The organism is Neorhizobium huautlense (genome assembly GCF_030811685.1).
Taxonomy (GTDB): domain Bacteria; phylum Pseudomonadota; class Alphaproteobacteria; order Rhizobiales; family Rhizobiaceae; genus Neorhizobium; species Neorhizobium huautlense_A.
In genome coordinates this window covers 486,982-506,469 of the sequence record NZ_JAUSRF010000001.1, presented here as the reverse complement: position 1 = coordinate 506,469, position 19,488 = coordinate 486,982, and the positions used below count along the sequence as shown (strand labels likewise).

The 19,488-nt window shown below is 62.0% G+C and carries 10 protein-coding genes; 9 read left to right on the top strand and 1 reads right to left on the bottom strand.

The annotated features are described in order from the left end of the window. Positions 1–12: 12 nt before the first annotated feature. The 3 genes from J2T09_RS02145 to J2T09_RS02135 are packed head-to-tail and all read left to right on the top strand — an operon-like array spanning position 13 to position 3,642. Positions 13–1,278, top strand: coding sequence for a SidA/IucD/PvdA family monooxygenase (locus tag J2T09_RS02145; RefSeq protein WP_306830555.1), 1,266 nt, complete (start codon positions 13–15; stop codon positions 1,276–1,278). Continuing rightward, complete coding sequence (locus J2T09_RS02140; RefSeq protein WP_306830553.1) at positions 1,259–2,590, top strand: trans-sulfuration enzyme family protein; 1,332 nt, start codon at positions 1,259–1,261, stop codon at positions 2,588–2,590. The genes J2T09_RS02145 and J2T09_RS02140 overlap by 20 nt, the downstream gene beginning before the upstream one ends. Further along, positions 2,587–3,642 carry an OsmC family protein gene (locus J2T09_RS02135; RefSeq protein WP_306830551.1) on the top strand — a complete coding sequence of 352 codons (1,056 nt, stop codon included), beginning with the start codon at positions 2,587–2,589 and terminating at the stop codon, positions 3,640–3,642. The genes J2T09_RS02140 and J2T09_RS02135 overlap by 4 nt, the downstream gene beginning before the upstream one ends. Here the strand turns inward: J2T09_RS02135 and J2T09_RS02130 are convergent. Further along, positions 3,605–4,291, bottom strand: coding sequence for a 4'-phosphopantetheinyl transferase family protein (locus J2T09_RS02130; RefSeq protein WP_306830548.1), 687 nt, complete (start codon positions 4,289–4,291; stop codon positions 3,605–3,607). The two genes, J2T09_RS02135 and J2T09_RS02130, sit on opposite strands and share 38 nt — an antisense overlap. 267 nt (positions 4,292–4,558) lie before the next feature. Here J2T09_RS02130 and J2T09_RS02125 point away from each other — a divergent pair, with 267 nt between their 5' ends. The 6 genes from J2T09_RS02125 to J2T09_RS02100 are packed head-to-tail and all read left to right on the top strand — an operon-like array spanning position 4,559 to position 19,486. Next, complete coding sequence (locus J2T09_RS02125) at positions 4,559–8,914, top strand: type I polyketide synthase (protein WP_306830546.1); 4,356 nt, start codon at positions 4,559–4,561, stop codon at positions 8,912–8,914. A gap of 12 nt (positions 8,915–8,926) precedes the next feature. Further along, positions 8,927–12,967, top strand: coding sequence for a non-ribosomal peptide synthetase (locus J2T09_RS02120; protein ID WP_306830544.1), 4,041 nt, complete (start codon positions 8,927–8,929; stop codon positions 12,965–12,967). Then, positions 12,964–16,272 carry a non-ribosomal peptide synthetase gene (locus tag J2T09_RS02115; protein WP_306830542.1) on the top strand — a complete coding sequence of 1,103 codons (3,309 nt, stop codon included), beginning with the start codon at positions 12,964–12,966 and terminating at the stop codon, positions 16,270–16,272. Before J2T09_RS02120 ends, J2T09_RS02115 begins: the two co-directional genes overlap by 4 nt. 1 nt (position 16,273) lies before the next feature. Then, positions 16,274–17,473 carry an isochorismate synthase gene (locus J2T09_RS02110; protein ID WP_306830540.1) on the top strand — a complete coding sequence of 400 codons (1,200 nt, stop codon included), beginning with the start codon at positions 16,274–16,276 and terminating at the stop codon, positions 17,471–17,473. A gap of 16 nt (positions 17,474–17,489) precedes the next feature. Continuing rightward, entirely contained in the window at positions 17,490–19,136 is a 1,647-nt protein-coding gene (locus tag J2T09_RS02105; protein WP_306830538.1) for a (2,3-dihydroxybenzoyl)adenylate synthase, read from the top strand. Further along, the gene (locus tag J2T09_RS02100; protein WP_306830534.1) at positions 19,133–19,486 is read left to right on the top strand and encodes an isochorismate lyase; all 354 of its coding nucleotides are present in this window, start codon (positions 19,133–19,135) and stop codon (positions 19,484–19,486) included. The genes J2T09_RS02105 and J2T09_RS02100 overlap by 4 nt, the downstream gene beginning before the upstream one ends. The last annotated feature ends 2 nt before the right edge of the window (positions 19,487–19,488 follow it).

Sequence of the window (19,488 nt, the reverse complement as noted above, 5' to 3'; positions counted from 1 at the left end):
AGAGGAGACACCATGTCCCGCACCTTTTGCCAGATCGTCGGTTTCGGTCCCGCCTGTACGAGCTTTCTCGTCAGCGCCGACCGCAACGGCCTTTTGGCCGACCTTCTGGAACGTGGCCTCGTCATTCACGAACGGCGGCCGAGCATAGAAAAACTGCTGCATGCCGGCGTCAATTACGACATCCCGTCCAACTCGGATGCCAGCGATTTTCTCGACGGCATTGCGCCGGATGGCATTTTTGCACCCGTCCTCGACAGCATGCCGGCCCGCCTGATCCGCGCCCGCGGCACGCAATCGGTGCCGCTGCAGCTGGTGGCCCTGCTGACGGCGGAACTGCGCCGGGTGTTTCTGGCCGCCGCCGGCCGGTTTGCGAATTTCGAACTGCGTCTCGGGCAGATGGTGCGCGAAACCGTGCAGACCGGCAACGGCTGGGTGATGCGGTTCGAGGACGGTTTTGCTCTCGAAAGCCGCCTCGCCATTCTTGCCGCCGGCAGCACACCGCATCTGCCGCCGGAGCTTCGCCGGGACGCCGAACAGCGCGGCATTCCGCTTATCCATTCGGACAGCTTTTTGCGCCCGGTCGATCTCGGCGATGTTCTGCCGGAGGATGCACGGCGCATCACCGTGATCGGCGCATCGCACAGCGCCTTTTCCGTCCTGCACAAGCTGGTCGAAGCACTGCCAGGCCGCGCCATCAACCTGACGCTGGCGCATCGCACGCCGATCCGCCGCATGCACCGCTCGGCCGAACTTGCCATTGAAGCAGGCGAAATCTTCGATCCGATACGCGACGTCTGCCCGTCGAGCGGCCGGGTCTTTCGTTTCCAGGGCCTCTATACCCGGTCAAAGCTGCTTTACGAACAGATCCTCGCCGGTCGCCATCCCAATATCACGCTGCATCGTTGTGGCCATGCGGATGAGGTGACCGACCTCATGCGGATATCCGACATGGTGATCGCCGCCACCGGGTATCGTCCCAACCTGCCGCTGTTCAGCGATGCGGCGGAGCGGCCGATCCGGCTTGGGCGAAACGGCAGCGCCGCCAATGTCGATGCCACCGGGCACCTCTGCGACAACCAGGGCCGTGCGCTTGCCGGCCTTTTCGGCATCGGTCTCGGTTTCGGCCGCATGCGTTCCGATATCGGCGAGCCCTCCTATCGTGGCGCGCCTGTCGGCATCAACATCTTCCAGGGCCCGGATGGCGACGCGCTCTGTGACAGCATTTTCTCGACACTCACACAAAAGGCAGGAGAACCTCTTGGCAAAGAGTATTCTTAAGGAATGGGCCGGTCGCTTCCGCAGCGATGCTACCGGCGTTTCGGCAAAAACCGAATGGGCCGACCAGTTGACCCGCGCCCGCAACGCCGGGCCGCGGATGACCAACCAGACGACGATCGATCCGAAAAGCCACGGCCCCGGTACGCTCGCCGTGCATGCCGGCACCTATAACGACCCGATCACCGGCGCCGTCGGCACGCCGGTCTTCGCGGCCACCACCTTCCTGTTCCAGAAGGAAAGCTACGAAGCCTTCGATCAGGGCATGATCCGCGACTACCCGATCTACACCCGTTACGGAAACCCCAACCAGTGGGCCGTGCAGGAAAAGATCGCAGCACTCGAACACGCCGAAAGCGCCATCGTGTTTTCCTCCGGCATGGCGGCGATCAGCACGACATTGCTGGCGCTCACCAATCGCGGCGGCCATATCGTCACGGCTTACGATCTTTACGGCGGCAGCTACAATCTGATGCGCGAGGACATGCACCAGTTCGGCCGCGAAGTGACCTTTGTCGACCCGATGGATATCGGCGCCATCGAGGCGGCGATAAAGGACAATACCGAGGTCCTGTTCTTCGAGACGCTGACCAATCCGCTCCTGAAATTCGCGCCGGTGCGCGGGCTCGCAAAACTTGCGGCGGAACGTAACCTGTTCCTGATCCTCGACAACACATTTCTGTCTCCCTGCTGCCTGACGCCGATCGATGACGGCGCGCATGTGGTCATCCATAGCGGCACGAAATACCTGAACGGCCATAGCGATCTGGTGGCCGGCACTGCCGCCGGCAGCCGAAAATATCTCGACATGATCTGGGCGCAGATGCTGAAGCTGGGCGGCAGCCTCAATCCGCAGGATTGCGCAATCCTCGAGCGCGGCATGAAAACGCTGGCACTGCGCATGCGGGCGCATAACGAAAACGCCGAGGCGCTGGCGCATTGGTTGGCGGCACACCCGGCCATCGCCCGCGTCTATCACCCGGCCCTGCCGGACTACCCTTACGCATGGGCAGCGGAAGCGCTCACCAGGGGAAGCGGCGGCATGGTTTCCTTCGAGGTGAAGGGCGGCGACAAGGCCGGCCTGAAACTGATGGACGGTCTGAAACTCGTGCATGCCGCCACCAGCCTTGGCGGCGTCGAATCTCTCATCAGCATGCCGTTCAACACCAGCCATAGCAGCCTGATCGACCGCCAGCGGCGCGAGGTCGGCATCAATCCCGGCCTGATGCGCCTGTCGGTCGGCATCGAGGATCTCGATGACCTGAAGGCCGATCTCGACCGGGCCCTGCGCGCAATCGGAGACATCAAACCATGAAAAACGGCATCAACGTTGCCGCCGTCAGCGAACTCGTCCACGAGATCCGCAAGGTCGCCGGCGAAGGCGAGATCTTTTACGGCGTCGACCTGGAATGGCTGGGCGGCCTGACCATGGATATCCATACTCGCCCGCTTCGCTTCGGCAGCAAGCGGCTGGGCCGCGATTTCGCCTTCCGCGTCAGCCATCACGACGACCCGAGCCCGCAAGCGCCGCCGACGCCGGCCGATTATTTCACCACCGGACTTGGCGCCTGCGTGGCCAACATTCTCGTGCAGGGCGCATCCTACAAGGGCCTGACGATCGACAAGCTGCAGGTGGAAACGGCCACCAAACGGAGTGGCGGCGCACTGTCAGATACCGCCATCTCGGTCAATCTCGACGCGGATGGCAGCTGGCTGCAATACAAGCAGATGATGATGAACGTGGCGCGGTTTTCGCCCAACTACATCACTGTGACCTTGCCCAACAAGATCGAGGTTTCCTACCGCCACCTGCCTTCGAATTTCCGCCGCACCAATGGCGCAGCCAATGACGCAAAGCTCAACGGCACGGCAACCCCGACGGCTCAGGCCGGCTCCAATGCGCCGATCCATCTCGGCGTCGATATCGCCTGGCGCAATGCCACCCAGTTCGATGTCAGCCTGCGCGACCGCCAGTATCAGGAGGAAAGCTGGAGCCTGCCCGCGACGTTTTCTGTCGATCAGCCGGCACCGGCCGCGGGCTTGAACGAAGCGCCCAATCCGCAGGAATATCTGCTGGCGGCAGTGCTTTCCGATCTGGCTCAGCAGCTGGTGATCCTGTGCGAAAAGGAAGGCAAGCCGCTGCTCAAGCTTTCCGCCTCGATGCGGTGCCGGCTCGACATGCGCGGTTGCTTCAACCTGTTCGACAAATCCGCCGTGCAGCTGCAGGACAATGTCATCGAGATTTCCGCCGTCAGCGACAATACGGAGGAAGAAATGCAGGCGTTTCTGACTCGCGCGCAAGAGGCTTCGGCCTGCTGGCAGGGTTTTGTCAACGCGACGCCGGCAAGCCTGGAACGGGTGGCCTGATACCGCAAAGGGCCACGTCAAGATCGTCAGCGCTTCGGCATACGGCGATCTGCGGCGGTTCACCACTCGCGGCGAGGCCAAGCATATGCGCCTCGTCCAGCCGGTGCCACAAACCACCGAGGTTCATCGCATCGATGGTCAAAGCAAAACCGTCGCCCTCACCGGCGACGGTTATCGCGTTCGGCATGATGGCAAATCCGGCACCGTGGGCCTTCAAGCCAGCCTCCTTGGCGGTCCAGATCTTTAAAAAATCGCCGCCATCAGCAACAGCCAGTTCGGCGGTTGAAAGAAACGAGCTGGCAATTTCCCGCCAGAAGGCGATCGGCCGCTCCGCCTCGACATCGACGCCGATCCGGCCTGACCATGAGAAACCGGCAATGACCCAATCGCCGCCATGAGAGATATTGAAATCCGGCCCTCTCTCCCCGAGCAAAAACGGCTTGCCGCCGTCATGACGGCCGAACCGCAAATCCTGCGGCGGAAGGTCGGTCGCCATGCCCAGCAGGTGACGTTTCAAAAGATGCGCGGCGCGATACCGCCTTCCATCCTCGGCACGCACGAAACGCGCGGCCTGCGCTTTTTCCGCGTCATCGAGCACATCTTCTCCAGCCAAGGCCTCAAGGGTCGCTTGAACCGTCACGGCGATCACGCAGTCCGCCGCCGGCTGCCGATCAGTTCGTCCAGAAAACGAAGTTTTCATCCGTCAAGTCACTCCGCGCACGGCACTTAATGCTCCGCGTCTGGCCGGACAGAAAGTGTGGCCCAGCCTAATATGCGACATGCGAAGAAACAAGATTTTTCGACAATTTTCGCAATGGAATCATCCGTTTAAAAGAGCGGAGCACAACATGCTTTCGATTTTCCACGCCACGACCGAAACAGGCAGTCCACGCCCGATGCACACGGGTGCCGCCACGTGAGCGGGCAGGATGCAGGACAGTCGAGCGAGCGCATCGCCATCATCGGCCTTGCCGGGCGCTTTCCCGGCGCGGGCGATGTCAATTCGTTCTGGGCGATGCTGGAAAAGGGCCATTCGGGTCTGAGCAAGCCGCCTGAAGACCGACGTCAAGTGGTGACCGCGTGTTTCGCGCTGGCCGACAAGGAATGCTTTGACGCCGAGTTTTTCGGTTTCGCTCCGTCCGAAGCAGCATTGATGGACCCGCAGCAGCGCGTGTTTCTGGAAACCGCCTGGCATGCGATGGAAAATGCCGGTTACGGTGGCGGAAGCGACCGGATGACCGGCGTGTTCGCCGCCTCCGGTTTTGGGGATTACGTGCTCAAGCATGTGGGCCTGCGCAGTTATGCCGATAGCGCCGCCGAACATTTTGCGATGCTGATCGGCAACGACAAGGATTTTCTGGCCTCCCGGGTTGCCCATCATCTCGATCTCAAGGGTCCTGCCGTGGTGGTGCAAAGCGCCTGCTCCAGCGGGCTTCTGGCCGTGCATCAGGCCATCCAGTCCTTGCTCTCGGGCGAGATCGACATGGCGCTTGCCGGCGCCGTCTCGATCTCGATGGATCTGGAAGACGGTTATCATGCCGATCCCGGCGGCCCGATGTCTCCGACCGGCCGGATCGCGCCGTTTTCCGCCGGTTCAGACGGCATTGTCGGCGGCAATGGTGTTGCAGCGCTTGTGCTGAAACGGCTGGATGATGCCCTGCGTGATGGCGATGCCATAAGCGCCGTCATTGAAGGCTCCGCCGCCAATAATGACGGCGCCGAACGCGGCAATTTCACCCAGCCCAGCGTGTCCGGCCAGAAGCGGGTTTTGCATGAAGCGCTGGCGCTGAGCGGTCTCGATCCCGCCGATATCGGCTATATCGAAGCCCATGGCACCGGCACGCCGATCGGCGATCCGATCGAGATGGAAGCCATTCGCGCCGTTTACGGCGACGCCGAAACGCCCTGCCTGATCGGTTCGGTGAAAGCCAATGTCGGGCATCTCAACGCCACCGCAGGCCTTGCCGGGTTGATCAAGGCGATCCGTGTCGTCCAGACCGGCCGTGTGCCGGCAACGCTGAATTTCGGCAGCGCCAATCCGCTGCTGGAACTTGATGGAAGCCGTTTTGCCATCTGCGACCGGCTGACGGATCTGTCGGCTGCCGATGTGCATAACGCAGCCGTCAGTTCCTTCGGTTTTGGCGGCACCAATGTTCATGTCGTTCTCTCCAGTCCGCCGCCTCGAACGGCAGTCGCTGCAAAAAATACACCTGCCTTGCTGGCATGGTCGGCACGCAACGACGACGATCTCGCCGTGATGGAACAGGCATTGGCCGGGTTCTGGAATGAACCGACAGAGCGCTCGTTGCTCGATGACGCCGGCACGCTGCTGACCGGCCGCAAGACATTTTCTGCAAGACATGCACTGGTCGCCGGCAATCATATGGAAGCCGCAGCAAAACTCTCGGCCGGCAGCGTGCTCCGCCCGAAGGCAGACGGCCCTTCGGACGTTATTTTCCTCTTCCCCGGTCAGGGAACGCAGTTCGCCGGCATGGGCAAACCATTCTACGATACGCTGCCGACGTATCGCGAGGCGATCGATCAATGCTCGGCGATTGCTCAGCCGCTGATCGGACAGGATATCCGTCCACTGATTTTCGGCGATGACAGCACAGCACTGAAGCCGACGCTGCTGACCCAGTTGTCGCTGTTTGCCACCGAATACGCGCTGGCCCGAAGCCTGATGGCCGGCGGACTAAAACCCGTCGCCCTGCTTGGCCACAGTATCGGCGAATATGTCGCCGCCTGCCTTGCCGGGGTGTTTTCGCTGGAAGATGCGCTCCATCTCGTTTGCGCACGCGCGCAACTGATGACGGGCCTGCCGGAAGCGGCCATGCTGGCGGTTCAGGCAAGCGCAGACACGATCCGCACGCACCTGCATGATGGCTTGTCGCTGGCGGTGGTCAATCGGCCCGATCGCTGCGTCATCTCAGGGACAACCGACGACATCGAAAAGCTTGCCGGCGAACTGACTGGCCAAAACGTTTCGAACCGTCTTCTCGATGTTTCGCACGGTTTCCATTCGCACCTGATGGATCCCATTCTCGAAGCGTTCGCCGCAGCCTGCCGCAATTTGCGTTTCTTTGCGCCCCAAATTCCGGTTCTGAGCAATGTCAGCGGCACCATTGCCGATCCATCTGCAATCGCCAATCCGGATTACTGGGTGAGACATCTGCGCCAGACCGTGCTGTTTGCCGATGACATGCAGGAGATCGCCCGGACATGGCCGAACGCTCTCTGCGTCGAACTCGGGCCCGGCACGAGCTGCACCGGTGCTGCCAGAGCCGCCGGCCTTTCCTGCCTGCCGACAATGGTTTCATCGGACAGCCAGACAACCGACCTTTTGACGGCACTCGGCACGCTCTGGGTCGAGGGCCATTCGGTCGATACGAATCTGCTGATGCTGGGGCGGCCATGGCGCCGCGCCGCACTGCCCGGTTACCCGTTCCGCCGCGTGCCGCATCTCCTGCCCGCGCTGGATCACAAGGCCGGATTGTCAGCGGTCGCGCCAAGAGTGCTCTCGCCAGAAAAATGGTTTCACACGCCGACATGGCATTCGCTGCCGATGTCACGTTCCTTGGGCGACGGGCCGGATAAAACCATGCTTCTGTTCATGCCTGAAGAGGCAGAGGCCACCGAGGGTTTTGAAGGCAGTATCCGCATTTTTCCGGGGCATGCCTATGCGCAGAACACTGATGGCACTTACCGCCTGCGGCCCGGCAATGCCGGTGATTTTGCCCGGCTGACGGACGATGTTCGCGCGCGAAAAATCAAGCAGGCGACCTGCGTTTTCGGTTGGTTGCTCGCCCCTCATACGCCAGCGACGTCATATGGTCACGACAGCCTTGTTCGGCTGGCGCAAACACTCGTGCCTGCCGGCCTGATCGATCACGTCGTGCTCGTTACGAAAACACTTGCCCCGATCATCGGTGCAGAGCAACCCGATGCCGAACAGGCACTGGCCCTTGGCGTATTGCGGGCCATGCCGTTCGAGCATGACGGCATAAAAGCGAGCTGGCTGGATGCCGACCGTTTACCGAGCCGCGAGGAATTCGGCCGGATCGAGACCCTGCGGGCGCAGGATGACAGCCTGCATGCGATTTCGATCGGCATGCGCAACGGCCGTTTCTGGCAACGTCATATCGATCCGGTTTCAGTCGGCTCCGGTCTCGCCACCGACGTGCTGGCACCGGGCGGCACCTATCTGGTTGTCGGCGGCAATGGCAATCTCGGCCGCCATCTGGTCAGACAACTGCGCGCGCTGAATTGCGATGTCATCACGCTGGGTCGGTCGGCGCCGCCAACGGATGCCACATCCGACGCCGAAAGCGGCACCGGCGGCCTGACACATGTCACCGGCTCCGCCGCCGACCGCGTCCTTCTGGAAGGGATGTCGCGCGGCCTGCGCGCCAAGGGAAAAACACTCGACGGTATTTTCAACCTTGCCGGCCGGTATGTCACCCAGACGCTCGCCGACCGCACACTTATGGAAACCGACGGTAACCGCGCCGCCAAGGTGGATACGACGGCGGCGCTTGCTGCCATTTTCGCCTCCCACCAACCGGAATTCCTTGTCGCCTTCTCGTCTCTGGCGGGCGAAACGTCGGGTTACGGCAACTCGGACTATATGTCCGCCAATCTCCATCTCGATTTCCTGGCCGCCGCCGGCACATCGGCCTTGCCCGTCATCAGCATCGGCTGGGACAATTGGCAGGCCGACGGCGCCTTTCATGGCATCAAACAGGATGGTCGTGCGCTGTTTACCGGCGAGGAGACCGAAGCGATCGATCTGGAACGCGGCTTTGCGGCTTTGTGGCGGATCATCACCAGCGGCCTGCCGCATGTGATCGTCACGCCCCGTGCAATCGACCAGCGCCTCGCCGAGATCAGCGAAGCTGCAAAGGCGCGTCTTGCCCGCAAGCCGGACGCCAAAAACAAGGTGATCGCCGCCAATGACGGCTCTCCGCTCGAACGGTTCGCCCGTTTGCTGTTCGCGCAGACGCTCGGCATGCCGGAGATCGCAGCAGCCGACGATTTCCTCCAACTCGGCGGCGATTCCATTCTGGCCGTGCGGCTTCTGTCGCGCCTGCGCCGTGTCTTCCAGATCGAATTCGGCCTGCCGGATTTTCTGGCCGCCCGCACGCCGCAACAGCTGGCCCGCCGGCTGGAAACTTTCGACGGCACCGAGCAGACGGCACTCGCCTACCTGCATATCCACACCCTTCCCGATACCGACCGGCAGGCACTGCTGCGCCGCTCGGCAAGCGCCTGAGGTGAACCGAAAATGTCGACCAGCACCTCGCTCAACGCCCTGCCAGCCTTCGATCCGGACCTGCTCAGCCGGCTTGCCGGGCTCGATGACGATCCGGTTTTCGAGGCCAGCGATGATGCCGCGCGCCACGACCCGTTTTCTCTGACCGAAATCCAGCGCGGTTACCTGATCGGCCGCAACCCCAACCTGCCGCTCGGCGGCGCCGCCTGCCAGTTCTATTACGAACTCGATTGCGAGGTGCTGAACATCGAGCGCTATCGGGATGCCTGGCGCAAGGTGATGCAGCGGCACGACATGTTGCGGGTGAAAATTCTCGATGCCGAAAGTCAGCAGGTGGAGCGGGATATCCCCGAACCCGCGATCATCATTCACGATCTCACCGAAACCGATGACCGCGAAGATCGGCTGACACGCATCCGCAATCGGCTGGCACGCGACCTTCCTTCCTCCGACAAATGGCCGATGATCGACATCGAACTCAGCCTGATGCCGGGCGGGCGTGTGTTCATTCATCTGCGATTCGATCTTCTTGTCGCAGACCAGCAAAGCATCCTGATCCTGCTGGACGAGGTGGCGCGGTTTTACCGCAACCCGGCACTTCATATCGCAGAACCCGGCCTGACATTCCGGGATTGCGTGATGGCGGAACGCGCGAGCGACGATGCCGCCAAGGCTCGCCGCTACTGGCGCGAACGCGCAGCCGACATGCCGGATGCGCCGGCCCTGCCGCTTCTCACACCGATCGAAGAAGCCGGCCTGCCGGTCTATGACCGGCTGTCGCACACATTGGCCAAACCGCAATGGGACGCACTGAAAGCGATGGCCGCGCGGCTTGGCGTGACGCCCTCCGCCGTTCTGTTGTCGCTGTTTGCCGAAACACTTTCGGCCTGGGCGGCGACACCGCATTTCTGCCTGAACCTGACATTGTTCAACCGGCCGCCCATTCATCCCGATGTCGACCGGGTGATCGGCGATTTCACCACCAACCTCCTGTTAGAGACTGACCTGCGGGCACCGGAAACCCGGCGGCTGCGCATTTCCCGGCTGCAGGCAACGCTGTGGAAGGACATGGAACACAGTGCGGTTGGCGGCACCGAGGTGCAGCGGCTGATGGCGACCGCACGCGGCCATCTCGACCGACCGCTGATGCCGGTGGTTTTCACCAGCACGCTGACGCAGAACGACACAAAACTGTTTACCGATGCGAGCGCCCAGCCGGGCAAGCCGGTGCTGGCGCTGTCACAGACGCCGCAGGTCATTCTCGACAATCAGGTGATGGAATGGGGCGGCACACTGGCGATCAACTGGGATATCGCCGTCAACGCGCTGGATATCCGCGTCGCCCGCAGCCTTTTCGAAACGTTCGTCAGTCTGGTCGAGCGTTTTGCCGACCAGCCGGACATGCTGGACGAGACCGTCGCGGCGGTTAGCGATCCATCGGAAGAGATGATCACGTCAGCGATTGTCGCTGAAGGAGCGCGAAATGAGCGTCTCACCGATCTGTGGCTGAAAAACCTGCCGGCAGTACTGGAAAAGCCGGCCATCGCCACGCAGGATCGGACCATCAGCCATGCAGCACTTGCCCAGCAGGTTGCGGGTCTGGTCGGTCGGTTCACCGACAACGGCATCGGACCGGGTGCAAAAATTGCCATCCGACTGCCGAAATCGCCGCAACAGATTGCCGCCACCCTTGCGGTTTCGATTGTCGGTGCCGCTTATGTGCCGATCGATACCACGCAGCCGCTGGCCCGCCAGGCACGCATTCTGACCGATCTTGAGCCTGATGCCATCATCGGCGAAGGGCCGCTTCCGGCCGAGCTTGGCGACATGCTGACGGCTCAAGTCATCGATATCAATCTCGTGCCGCTCGGCTCCATCGACCGCCTGCACGCGGCACAGGGCGCGGCGCCGGATGATCTTGCCTATGTGATCTACACATCCGGTTCCACCGGCAATCCGAAAGGCGTGATGGTCAGCCATGCGGCGGCCGTCAACACGATTGCCGATGTCAGTCAGCGTTTCGAAATTTCTGGCGATGACCGCGTGCTCGGCCTGTCGCAGCTGCATTTCGATCTTTCGGTCTATGACATTTTTGGCGTGCTCGGCGCCGGTGGCACCATCGTGCTGCCGGATGCGGCGGGACAGAACAACCCGGCGCATTGGCAAGCGCTGTGCCTGCAACATGGCGTGACCTTGTGGAACACCGTACCCGGCCTGTTTTCGCTGTTTGTCGATTTTCACGAGATCGGCGGCGAACGCGCCACACCACCACTTGCCACGGTGATGATGAGTGGCGACTGGATCGGTCTCGACCTGCCGGACCGGGCGAAAAAGATCTGGCCAAAGGCAAAGCTTTTCAGCCTCGGCGGCGCCACGGAAGCGGCGATCTGGTCGATCTACCATCCGATCGAAACCGTCGATCCGGCCTGGACCAGCATTCCTTATGGCACGGCGCTCGGCCGCCAGCAGGTCTTTGTGCTGACGGAAGACATGGCAATCGCGACACGCGGCCATACCGGCGAGCTTTATATTGCCGGTGACGGCCTGGCCTTCGGTTACTTCGGCGATGCGGAGAAAACCGCCGCGCATTTTATCGCCCATCTCCGTACCGGCCTTGCGCTTTACCGCACCGGTGATCTCGGCGCTTACGACGCCGACGGCACGATCATTTTTAAGGGCCGCGCCGATGCGCAGTTGAAGATCAACGGTTATCGCGTCGAACCCGGCGAGATTGCCCGCGCCCTGCAGAACCACCCGGAGATCGAGGAAGCGCAGGTTCTGGCCGTCGGTGACCGCAAGACCCCACGGCTTGCCGCGTTTTTCCGTGGCGGTGACATTTCCCCGAAGGCAATCGAAACATATCTGCGCGGCGAATTGCCCGCCTATATGGTGCCGGCGCTTTTCCGTCAGGTCGAGCGCTGGCCTTTGACATCGAACGGTAAACTGGACCGCAAGGCCCTGCTGGCGATGATCGACGATGCCGAACAAACCGGCACAGCGGTCGCGACAACCGGCAAAACCGATCTGGCACTAGCCCAATCCGTTCTCGCCATGGTCGCCGAAATCCTCAAGCGGCCATCCGTCTCGCTCGATGACAACCTTGTCGCGCTCGGCGCCTCCTCGCTGGAACTGATCGCGCTTGCCAGCCGCATCGAGGTGCTGAGCGGCAAACGCCCGCCGCTGACCGAACTGGCCCGCGCCGTGCGCATGCCGGATCTGGTGGCGCTGGTGAGCGCCCTGATGCCGGACACCGCGAAGGCGACATCAGGCCCATCCCTCTGGCCCGGCGAAGATGTTTTGCGCGATTACCTTGCCCGCCATCCGACAATCACCGATCCGGTAGCCAGGCGACTGTTCAAGACGCGCCTGCGTCAGTTCGAAAACACCAATGCCATCGCGCTGGAGGCGCAACCGGGTATCGATCTGCCGACACTGGCAGACCGGCGCAGTTGGCGCGATTTCTGCGATCGTGCGATATCATCTACCGAATTGGCAACATTGCTCGGGCCATTGCGCCGTCATTACGCGGACGGGCAGGAACGCCGGCTTTATGCCTCGGCGGGCGGGCTTTATCCGGTCGAAATCTATCTCCTGCTACAGCCGGGTGCCGTCGACGGCATGGAGGCCGGCGGTTATCGGTACGATGCCGAAAACCACGCGCTGGTGCCTTGCGCCTCTCACGAAACACTGGGCGATATCGCCGATCTCAGTTCCGGCAACCACGATCTGCTGGCGGCAAGCAAAATTCTCGTCTGCTTGGTGTTGTCGCTCGATGCCATAGCACCGCTTTACGATACGGCCAGCCTGCCCTTCGGCATGATCGAATGCGGTGCCATCTGCCAGCTGCTGGAACAGACTGCGAGCAATCAGCCGATCGGCCTTTGCCAGATCGGAGACATGCCGCTTGGCGAACTCGGCCGTCGTCTCGGTCTTTCAGAGGACCGCATCTGCCTGCACACCGTGGCTGTTGGCGCATTGGACCGCAGTCTGCAGACAGCCTGGCAGGCGACCCCGAAAACTCACGAACAGGACATGATGGAGGGCGAGTTGTGAGCCTTTCCGCGCTTCTCGACGAACTTGAACAGACCGGCATCCAGCTCTGGGTGGAAAACGGGCAATTGCGTTTTCGCGCACCGGCCGGTGCCATGACGGCACCGCTCAAGGCAAAGCTGACGCAGCAGAAACAGGCCTTGCTTGCCCGGCTATCCGAAACTCCCGCCGAACCGGCTATCGATGCCCATCGTTTTGAGCCTTTTCCGCAGACCCCCATCCAGCAGGCCTATCTGGTGGGCCGCACCGGCGCGCTCGATCTCGGCGGCGTTTCCGCCAACAGCTATCTCGAATTCGAATGCCCGGATCTCGACACCACCCGCGCCGACGCATGTCTTGCCGAGGTGATTTCCCGCCATGACATGCTGCGCACCGTGCTTCTGCCCGACGGTTTACAGGTCGCGATGCAACGCGTGCCGGATTATCACGTCCCGGTCAGCGATATCAGCGGCCTCGATACGGCACAACAGACGGCCCGACTTGCCGAATTGCGTAAGAATATCAGCGAGCGGGTGCGCGATCCTTTCACATGGCCGCTGTTCGAACTGCACTGGGTGCGGACGAACGAAAAGCTCCTGCTTCTTTCCTGCGTCGATCTGATCGCGCTCGATGCATGGAGCAGCCAATTGTTTCACCGAGAATGGTTTGCACTGATCGACGGCGAGCAATTGCCGCCGGCACCCGGCATCCGGTTCCGCGACTGCGTGGTTGCCGAGGAAAATGACCGGCACAGAGACGAAGCATGGTCATACTGGCGCCGCGAACTGCCGCTTCTGCCGCCTGCTCCCCATCTGCCAGCGAGCCGTGCGTCGGGCCAACCGGGCCGTTTCCACCGCCTTTCCGGTCATATCGATAAAAGCCGCTGGCAGGCGCTCAAGGCGGCCTGCAAGGATCGTGGCGTTACCCCAACCAGCCTGATCGCCACCGTTTTCGCCAATACGCTGTCTTTGTGGAGCCGCAACGAGGACGTGACGCTGAACATGACGCTGTTCAACCGTCCCGCACAACACGAGGACATGCGGCGGGTTCTCGGCGAATTCACCAACACAACGCTTGTCGGTTTTGCCGGCATGGAGCGTCCGCTTGGCGAACAGGTGCAGCAAACCCAGTCGAGCCTGCTGGAAAGGCTGGAAAACAGCGCCGTTTCCGGCGTCGATCTGCTGCGTGAGCTGGCCCGGCTGAAGAAGGATTATTCCGGCTCGCTGATGCCGGTCGTCTTCACCAGCCTGCTGATCGGCGAAGAGGCGGCAAGCGATGACGACCGCCGCTGGAAACAGATCGCCGGCATCAGCCAGACGCCGCAGGTTTCTCTCGACCACCAGCTTTTCGAGGAAAATGGCGGCCTGAGTTTCAACTGGGATGCCGCTGAGGCGACTCTCGACCTCGATGCCGTGAAGGCGGCATTCGAGCGCTACGTGCAGATACTGACCAGCCTTTGCGACGATGCCACCAGCTGGGGCAGGCCGCTCACGCGGCTTCTGCCGGAAGCGCAAAAAGCTGTCCGTGATGCTATCCACGTCCCACCGACAACTGCGCTGGACGCCAGCCTCGATATCACCGCCGGTTTCTGGAACGGTCTGGCCGCAAATGCCAAACGTGATGCGCTGTTGTGGAGCGATGGGCGCATGTCGCATGGCGAGCTTGCAGCCCGCGCATCGACACTTTCCGAACGCCTGAAAAACGCCGGTGTTCAGGCAGGGGATCGCGTATTCGTGCGCCTGCCGAAAGGACCATTGCAGGTCGTCGCCGTGCTGGCCGTCCTTCATGCCGGAGCGATCTATGTGCCGGTGGCGCCCGACCTTCCAACAGCGCGCGTCGAGGCCATGCGCGCGCAGGTGACGCCGGTTGCGGATATCGTCGAAGCTGGTCTCGGCGGCGAAGACCATCACAAACACATCGCCGTGTCGCTGACTGACCCGATTTCGGATATTTCTCCGGACAGCCGCTTCCGACCGAGAAGCAGCGACACCGCCTATATCATCTTCACCTCCGGTTCGACCGGTGTGCCGAAGGGCGTGGCGATGTCGCATGGCGCGGTTGCCAATACGCTCGATGACATGGCCGCCCGTTTTGGCATGGCGGCAAGCGACCGGGTGTTTGCCCTTTCGTCGCTGAGCTTCGACCTTTCCGTCTACGACGTCTTCGCACCACTTTCGCATGGCGCGGCCATCGTCATCCCCGATCCCGGGCAGGAGCGCAATCCGGCCCATTGGCACTCCATGCTCGAAACACATCGGGCGACGATCTGGAATTCCGTGCCGATGCTGCTCGACATGGCGCTGGTCTGGTGCGCCAGCATGAAGGTCACACCTCCAACATCGCTTCGGTTGGCGCTGGTGAGTGGCGACTGGGTGCCGCTCGACCTTCCGGCTCGTCTCGCATCTGCTGCCCCACAGACACGGCTGGTCGCGCTCGGCGGGGCGACCGAAGCGGCAGTCTGGTCCAACTGGCAGGACGCCGGGAAGATCGAACCGCAATGGAAATCCGTTCCCTACGGAAAACCTCTCACCAATCAATATTTCCGCGTGCTCGACCGTTACGGTGCAGACAGGCCGGACCGCGTGGCCGGGCAGTTGTATATCGGCGGCCACGGGCTGGCCGATGGTTACTGGGGTGATTGCCAAAAGACCGCTGCCGCCTTCATCACCACAACGGACAGCGGAGAACGGCTTTATAAAACCGGTGACCTCGGCTGCTTCTGGGAAAACGGAACGCTTGAGTTTCTAGGCCGCGACGATGGTCAGGTAAAGGTCGGCGGGCATCGCATCGAGCTTGGCGACATCACCCATGCGCTGCAAAGCCATACCGGCGTCGCCCGCGCCGTTGCGATCACGCAGGAGACGAGCGGTGGCCGCCAGATCATCGCCCATATCGCCACCGCAGGCGACACTGCACCGACTGAGGAGACATTGCGCCAGCATTGCCGCAGCCTGCTGCCGACCTACATGGTGCCGGCCCGTATCGGCATTCATGCCAGCCTGCCGCTTTCCGCCAATGGCAAGATCGATATCCGCGCACTGCCGGCGATCACCGAGCGCCGCCCGGTTTCCACGCCGATACGTTCCAGCCGGGTGCGCACAGTGTTTGAGCGCGTTCTCGGGCGTCGCGGCCTGCCCGCCGACATCAATTTCTTCGAGCTCGGCGCCACCTCGATCCGTCTCGTCGAAGCGCATGCGGCGCTGCGCAACGAACTCGGCATCGACCTTCAGGTGACCGATCTCTTCATGCACACCACGATCGCCGCGCTGGAGGCCCATGTCGCCGGCCTACAGGCCAGCACCGAAACGAATTCGGAGAAGGTTCACTGACATGCAGCACGCTCCCGCAAAGATCATGGTCGCCGAAACGACCCCGTCTTACCTGTCGCAATCCGATCTCATGAACCGCGCCCTGTTCGTATCGCCAAATACCCGCATGCTGGCGAGCGGAATGGCGGCTTGCAGCGACCCGGGGACCGGCGATCTGCGCAGCACTATCGACCGCTTGTTCGCAATCGCCCGCGCCGGCGGCCATCCGCCGATCGTGGTCGGCGCTATTCCCTTCGATACCGGCGCCAGCCCTTCGCTCTATGTGCCGCGCCAGATCGAGGAACCGTTGCTGGCAGACTGGCAGGCCTTTGGTTTTGCACCGTCCCGGTATGCAGCACCAAAGATCACAGACATGCGGCAGACACCGTCGCCTACCGACTATCGTCACGCCGTCGCCGAAGGCGTGAAACGCATTGCCGGTTCACCGCTCGAAAAACTGGTTCTGGCCCGCCGCCTCGAAATCGACCTCGACAGCGAGCCGGATGTCATCCGCCTTCTGGCAACGCTAATGAAGCGGCACAAGGCGAGCTTCATCTATTCCATACCGCTGGCTGCCGACGCAGAGCGCGATGCAGGCCTTCTGGTCGGTGCCAGCCCTGAACTGCTGGTTTCGAAACGCGGCAACAAAGTTTTAGCCAATCCGCTGGCCGGCACCATAACCGCCGATCCCGATCCGAAACGCAATACCCGCAACATCGCTGAGCTGATGGCCTCGCCGAAAGACCGGCGCGAACATGCGTTCACCAGCCGCGCCGTCGGCGAAGCGCTCAAACCCTTCTGCACATCGATCACCGTGCCGGACGAGCCGAGCGTGCTCGCCGCCGGTCCGGTCAACCATCTGTCGACCGTAATCGAAGGCGAACTCGCTTCTCCTCACACAAACATTCTCGATCTTGTGCTGGCTTTGCACCCGACACCGGCCGTTGGCGGCGTGCCGCGCAATGAAGCGCTGGCCGCGATTGCCGATCTCGAAAAATTCGATCGCGGTCTCTACGCCGGCATGGTCGGCTGGTGCGATGAAAACGGCGATGGCGAATGGGCCGTGACCCTGCGTTGCGCCGAAATCCGCAACCGCCAGATCCGCCTGATGGCCGGCGCCGGCATCGTCGCGGGCTCCGACCCGGATGCCGAATTCCGCGAAACCGAAAACAAGTTCAAGACCATGCTCCAGGCACTCGGCCTCGATGCGAACGCGATCTGACAGACAGGAGGAAGCCATGACGGGCGAAAACCACACCGATATGCCGACATGGCCACAGGAATTTCGCGAACACTATGCCAACGAGGGCTTCTGGCGTGACGAAACCTTTGCCGGCACGATCGATCGGCTCGCAACTGAATACGATGAAAAAACCGCACTGATCGATGGCGACCACCGGCTGACCTATGCCGAACTGCAGCAGCGCATCCATGCGCTGGCGGCCGGCCTATCGGCCCTCGGCCTGTCACGCGGCGACAAGGCGGTGGTGCAGATGCCGAACCGCAGCGCCTTTGTCGAGATCGTCTTTGCGTTGATGCGCCTCGGTGTCGTGCCGGTTCTGGCCCTTCCCGCCCACCGCCATCTCGAAATCGGCCGTTTTCTCGAGTTCACCGAGGCCAGCGCCTTCTTCGTCGCCGATCGGGCGGGCGGGTTCGATTATCGCGGCCTCGCCCGTGAGCTGAAACCCAACCTGCCATCGCTTGCGCATGTCGTTGTTGATGGCGATGCGGAGGAGTTTTTGAGCCTCTCATCGCTTTACCGGCATGGCGAAACCGTGCCCGACGCACCCCAACCGGACGATGTCGCCGTTTTCCAGATTTCCGGCGGCACGACGGGTGTTCCAAAGCTCATCCCGCGCCGCCACAACGAATATCTCTACAATATCCGCACCGCCGCCTCCGTCAGCGGTATGGGCGCAGTGACCGTCTATCTCTGCGCGCTGCCGGTTGCCCATAATTTCCCGCTCGCCTGCCCGGGCATTATCGGCACGCTCATGAACGGCGGCACAGTGGTGATGGCTCCGGATCCGGGCGCCGATACCGCTTTTGCGTTGATGGATGCCCACAAGGTGACGATATCAGGCGTTGTGCCGCCGCTTGCACTTTTGTGGATGGAAGAGGCGGAAAAGCGCCGCTACCGGCCGAGAAGCCTGCAGGTTCTGCAGGTGGGTGGCGCCAAGATGAGCGCCGAGCCGGCCCGGCATGTCAAACCGAAACTCGGCTGCACGCTGCAGCAGGTTTTTGGCATGGCCGAAGGGCTGATCTGCTTTACCCGACTGGATGCCCCTGAAGAGGTGATCGTCAACACACAAGGCCGGCCGATGTCGCCCGGAGATGAAATCCGCGTGGTGGATGCCGATGGCAATGACGTCGCGCCGGGCGAGACCGGCGAATTGCTGACCCGCGGCCCCTACACGATCCGGGGCTATTACCGGGTGCCGGAACACAATGCCCGCGCCTTCACGGCGGATGGTTTTTACCGCACCGGCGACATCGTGCGGCTGGCCTATGGCGGCAATGTCGTGGTGTCGGGTCGCGACAAGGACCAGATCAATCGCGGTGGCGAAAAGATCGCGCCGGAAGAGGTGGAAAACCTGCTTCTGGCCCATGACGATATCCACGATGCCGCCGTAGTCGGCCTGCCGGACCCGGTGCTTGGCGAGCGTATCTGCGCTTTCGTGATCAGCCGCAGCGGCCAGACGAAAACTTTGGCGCTCAACCGTCACCTGCGCGGCCGCGGCCTCGCCTCCTTCAAGATGCCGGACGATTTCGTGTTCGTCCCGAGCTTTCCCGAAACCGGCATCGGCAAGATCAGCAAGAAGGAGCTGCGTGAAAAACTCAAAGCACTCCATCTCGAACAGATATCCATCAGCAAGGCCGGATGATGATGCTCACACTCCAGCAACTCGGAATAAAGGCGCTGACGCCGGCGGATTGCCAGGATCTCGGCGATATAAGGCAGGCGATCGACACGCTCGATCACGCGGTGGTGGACATGCTCGGCCTGCGGCTGGGTTATGTGCTGGAAGCCTCGCGTTTCAAGCCGAATGCAGCCGCCATTCCCGCCCCCGAACGGGTCGCCGCCATGCTGCCGGAACGGCACAAATGGGCAGAGGAAAACGGCCTCGCCCCTGATTTTGTCGTGCCGCTGTTTGCCCAGATCATCCAGTGGTTCATCCAGCAGCAGGTGGCCTTCTGGCAGGAAAAACACGAAACCAGCGGGCAGGTGGAATAAGA

What these genes read in the sequence shown, in the direction of transcription:
- J2T09_RS02145 (WP_306830555.1), top strand. Translation starts at nt 13, where the DNA reads ATGTCCCGCACCTTTTGCCAGATCGTCGGTTTCGGTCCCGCCTGTACG.
- J2T09_RS02135 (WP_306830551.1), top strand. Translation starts at nt 2,587, where the DNA reads ATGAAAAACGGCATCAACGTTGCCGCCGTCAGCGAACTCGTCCACGAG.
- J2T09_RS02120 (WP_306830544.1), top strand. Translation starts at nt 8,927, where the DNA reads ATGTCGACCAGCACCTCGCTCAACGCCCTGCCAGCCTTCGATCCGGAC.
- J2T09_RS02110 (WP_306830540.1), top strand. Translation starts at nt 16,274, where the DNA reads ATGCAGCACGCTCCCGCAAAGATCATGGTCGCCGAAACGACCCCGTCT.
- J2T09_RS02105 (WP_306830538.1), top strand. Translation starts at nt 17,490, where the DNA reads ATGACGGGCGAAAACCACACCGATATGCCGACATGGCCACAGGAATTT.
- J2T09_RS02100 (WP_306830534.1), top strand. Translation starts at nt 19,133, where the DNA reads ATGATGATGCTCACACTCCAGCAACTCGGAATAAAGGCGCTGACGCCG.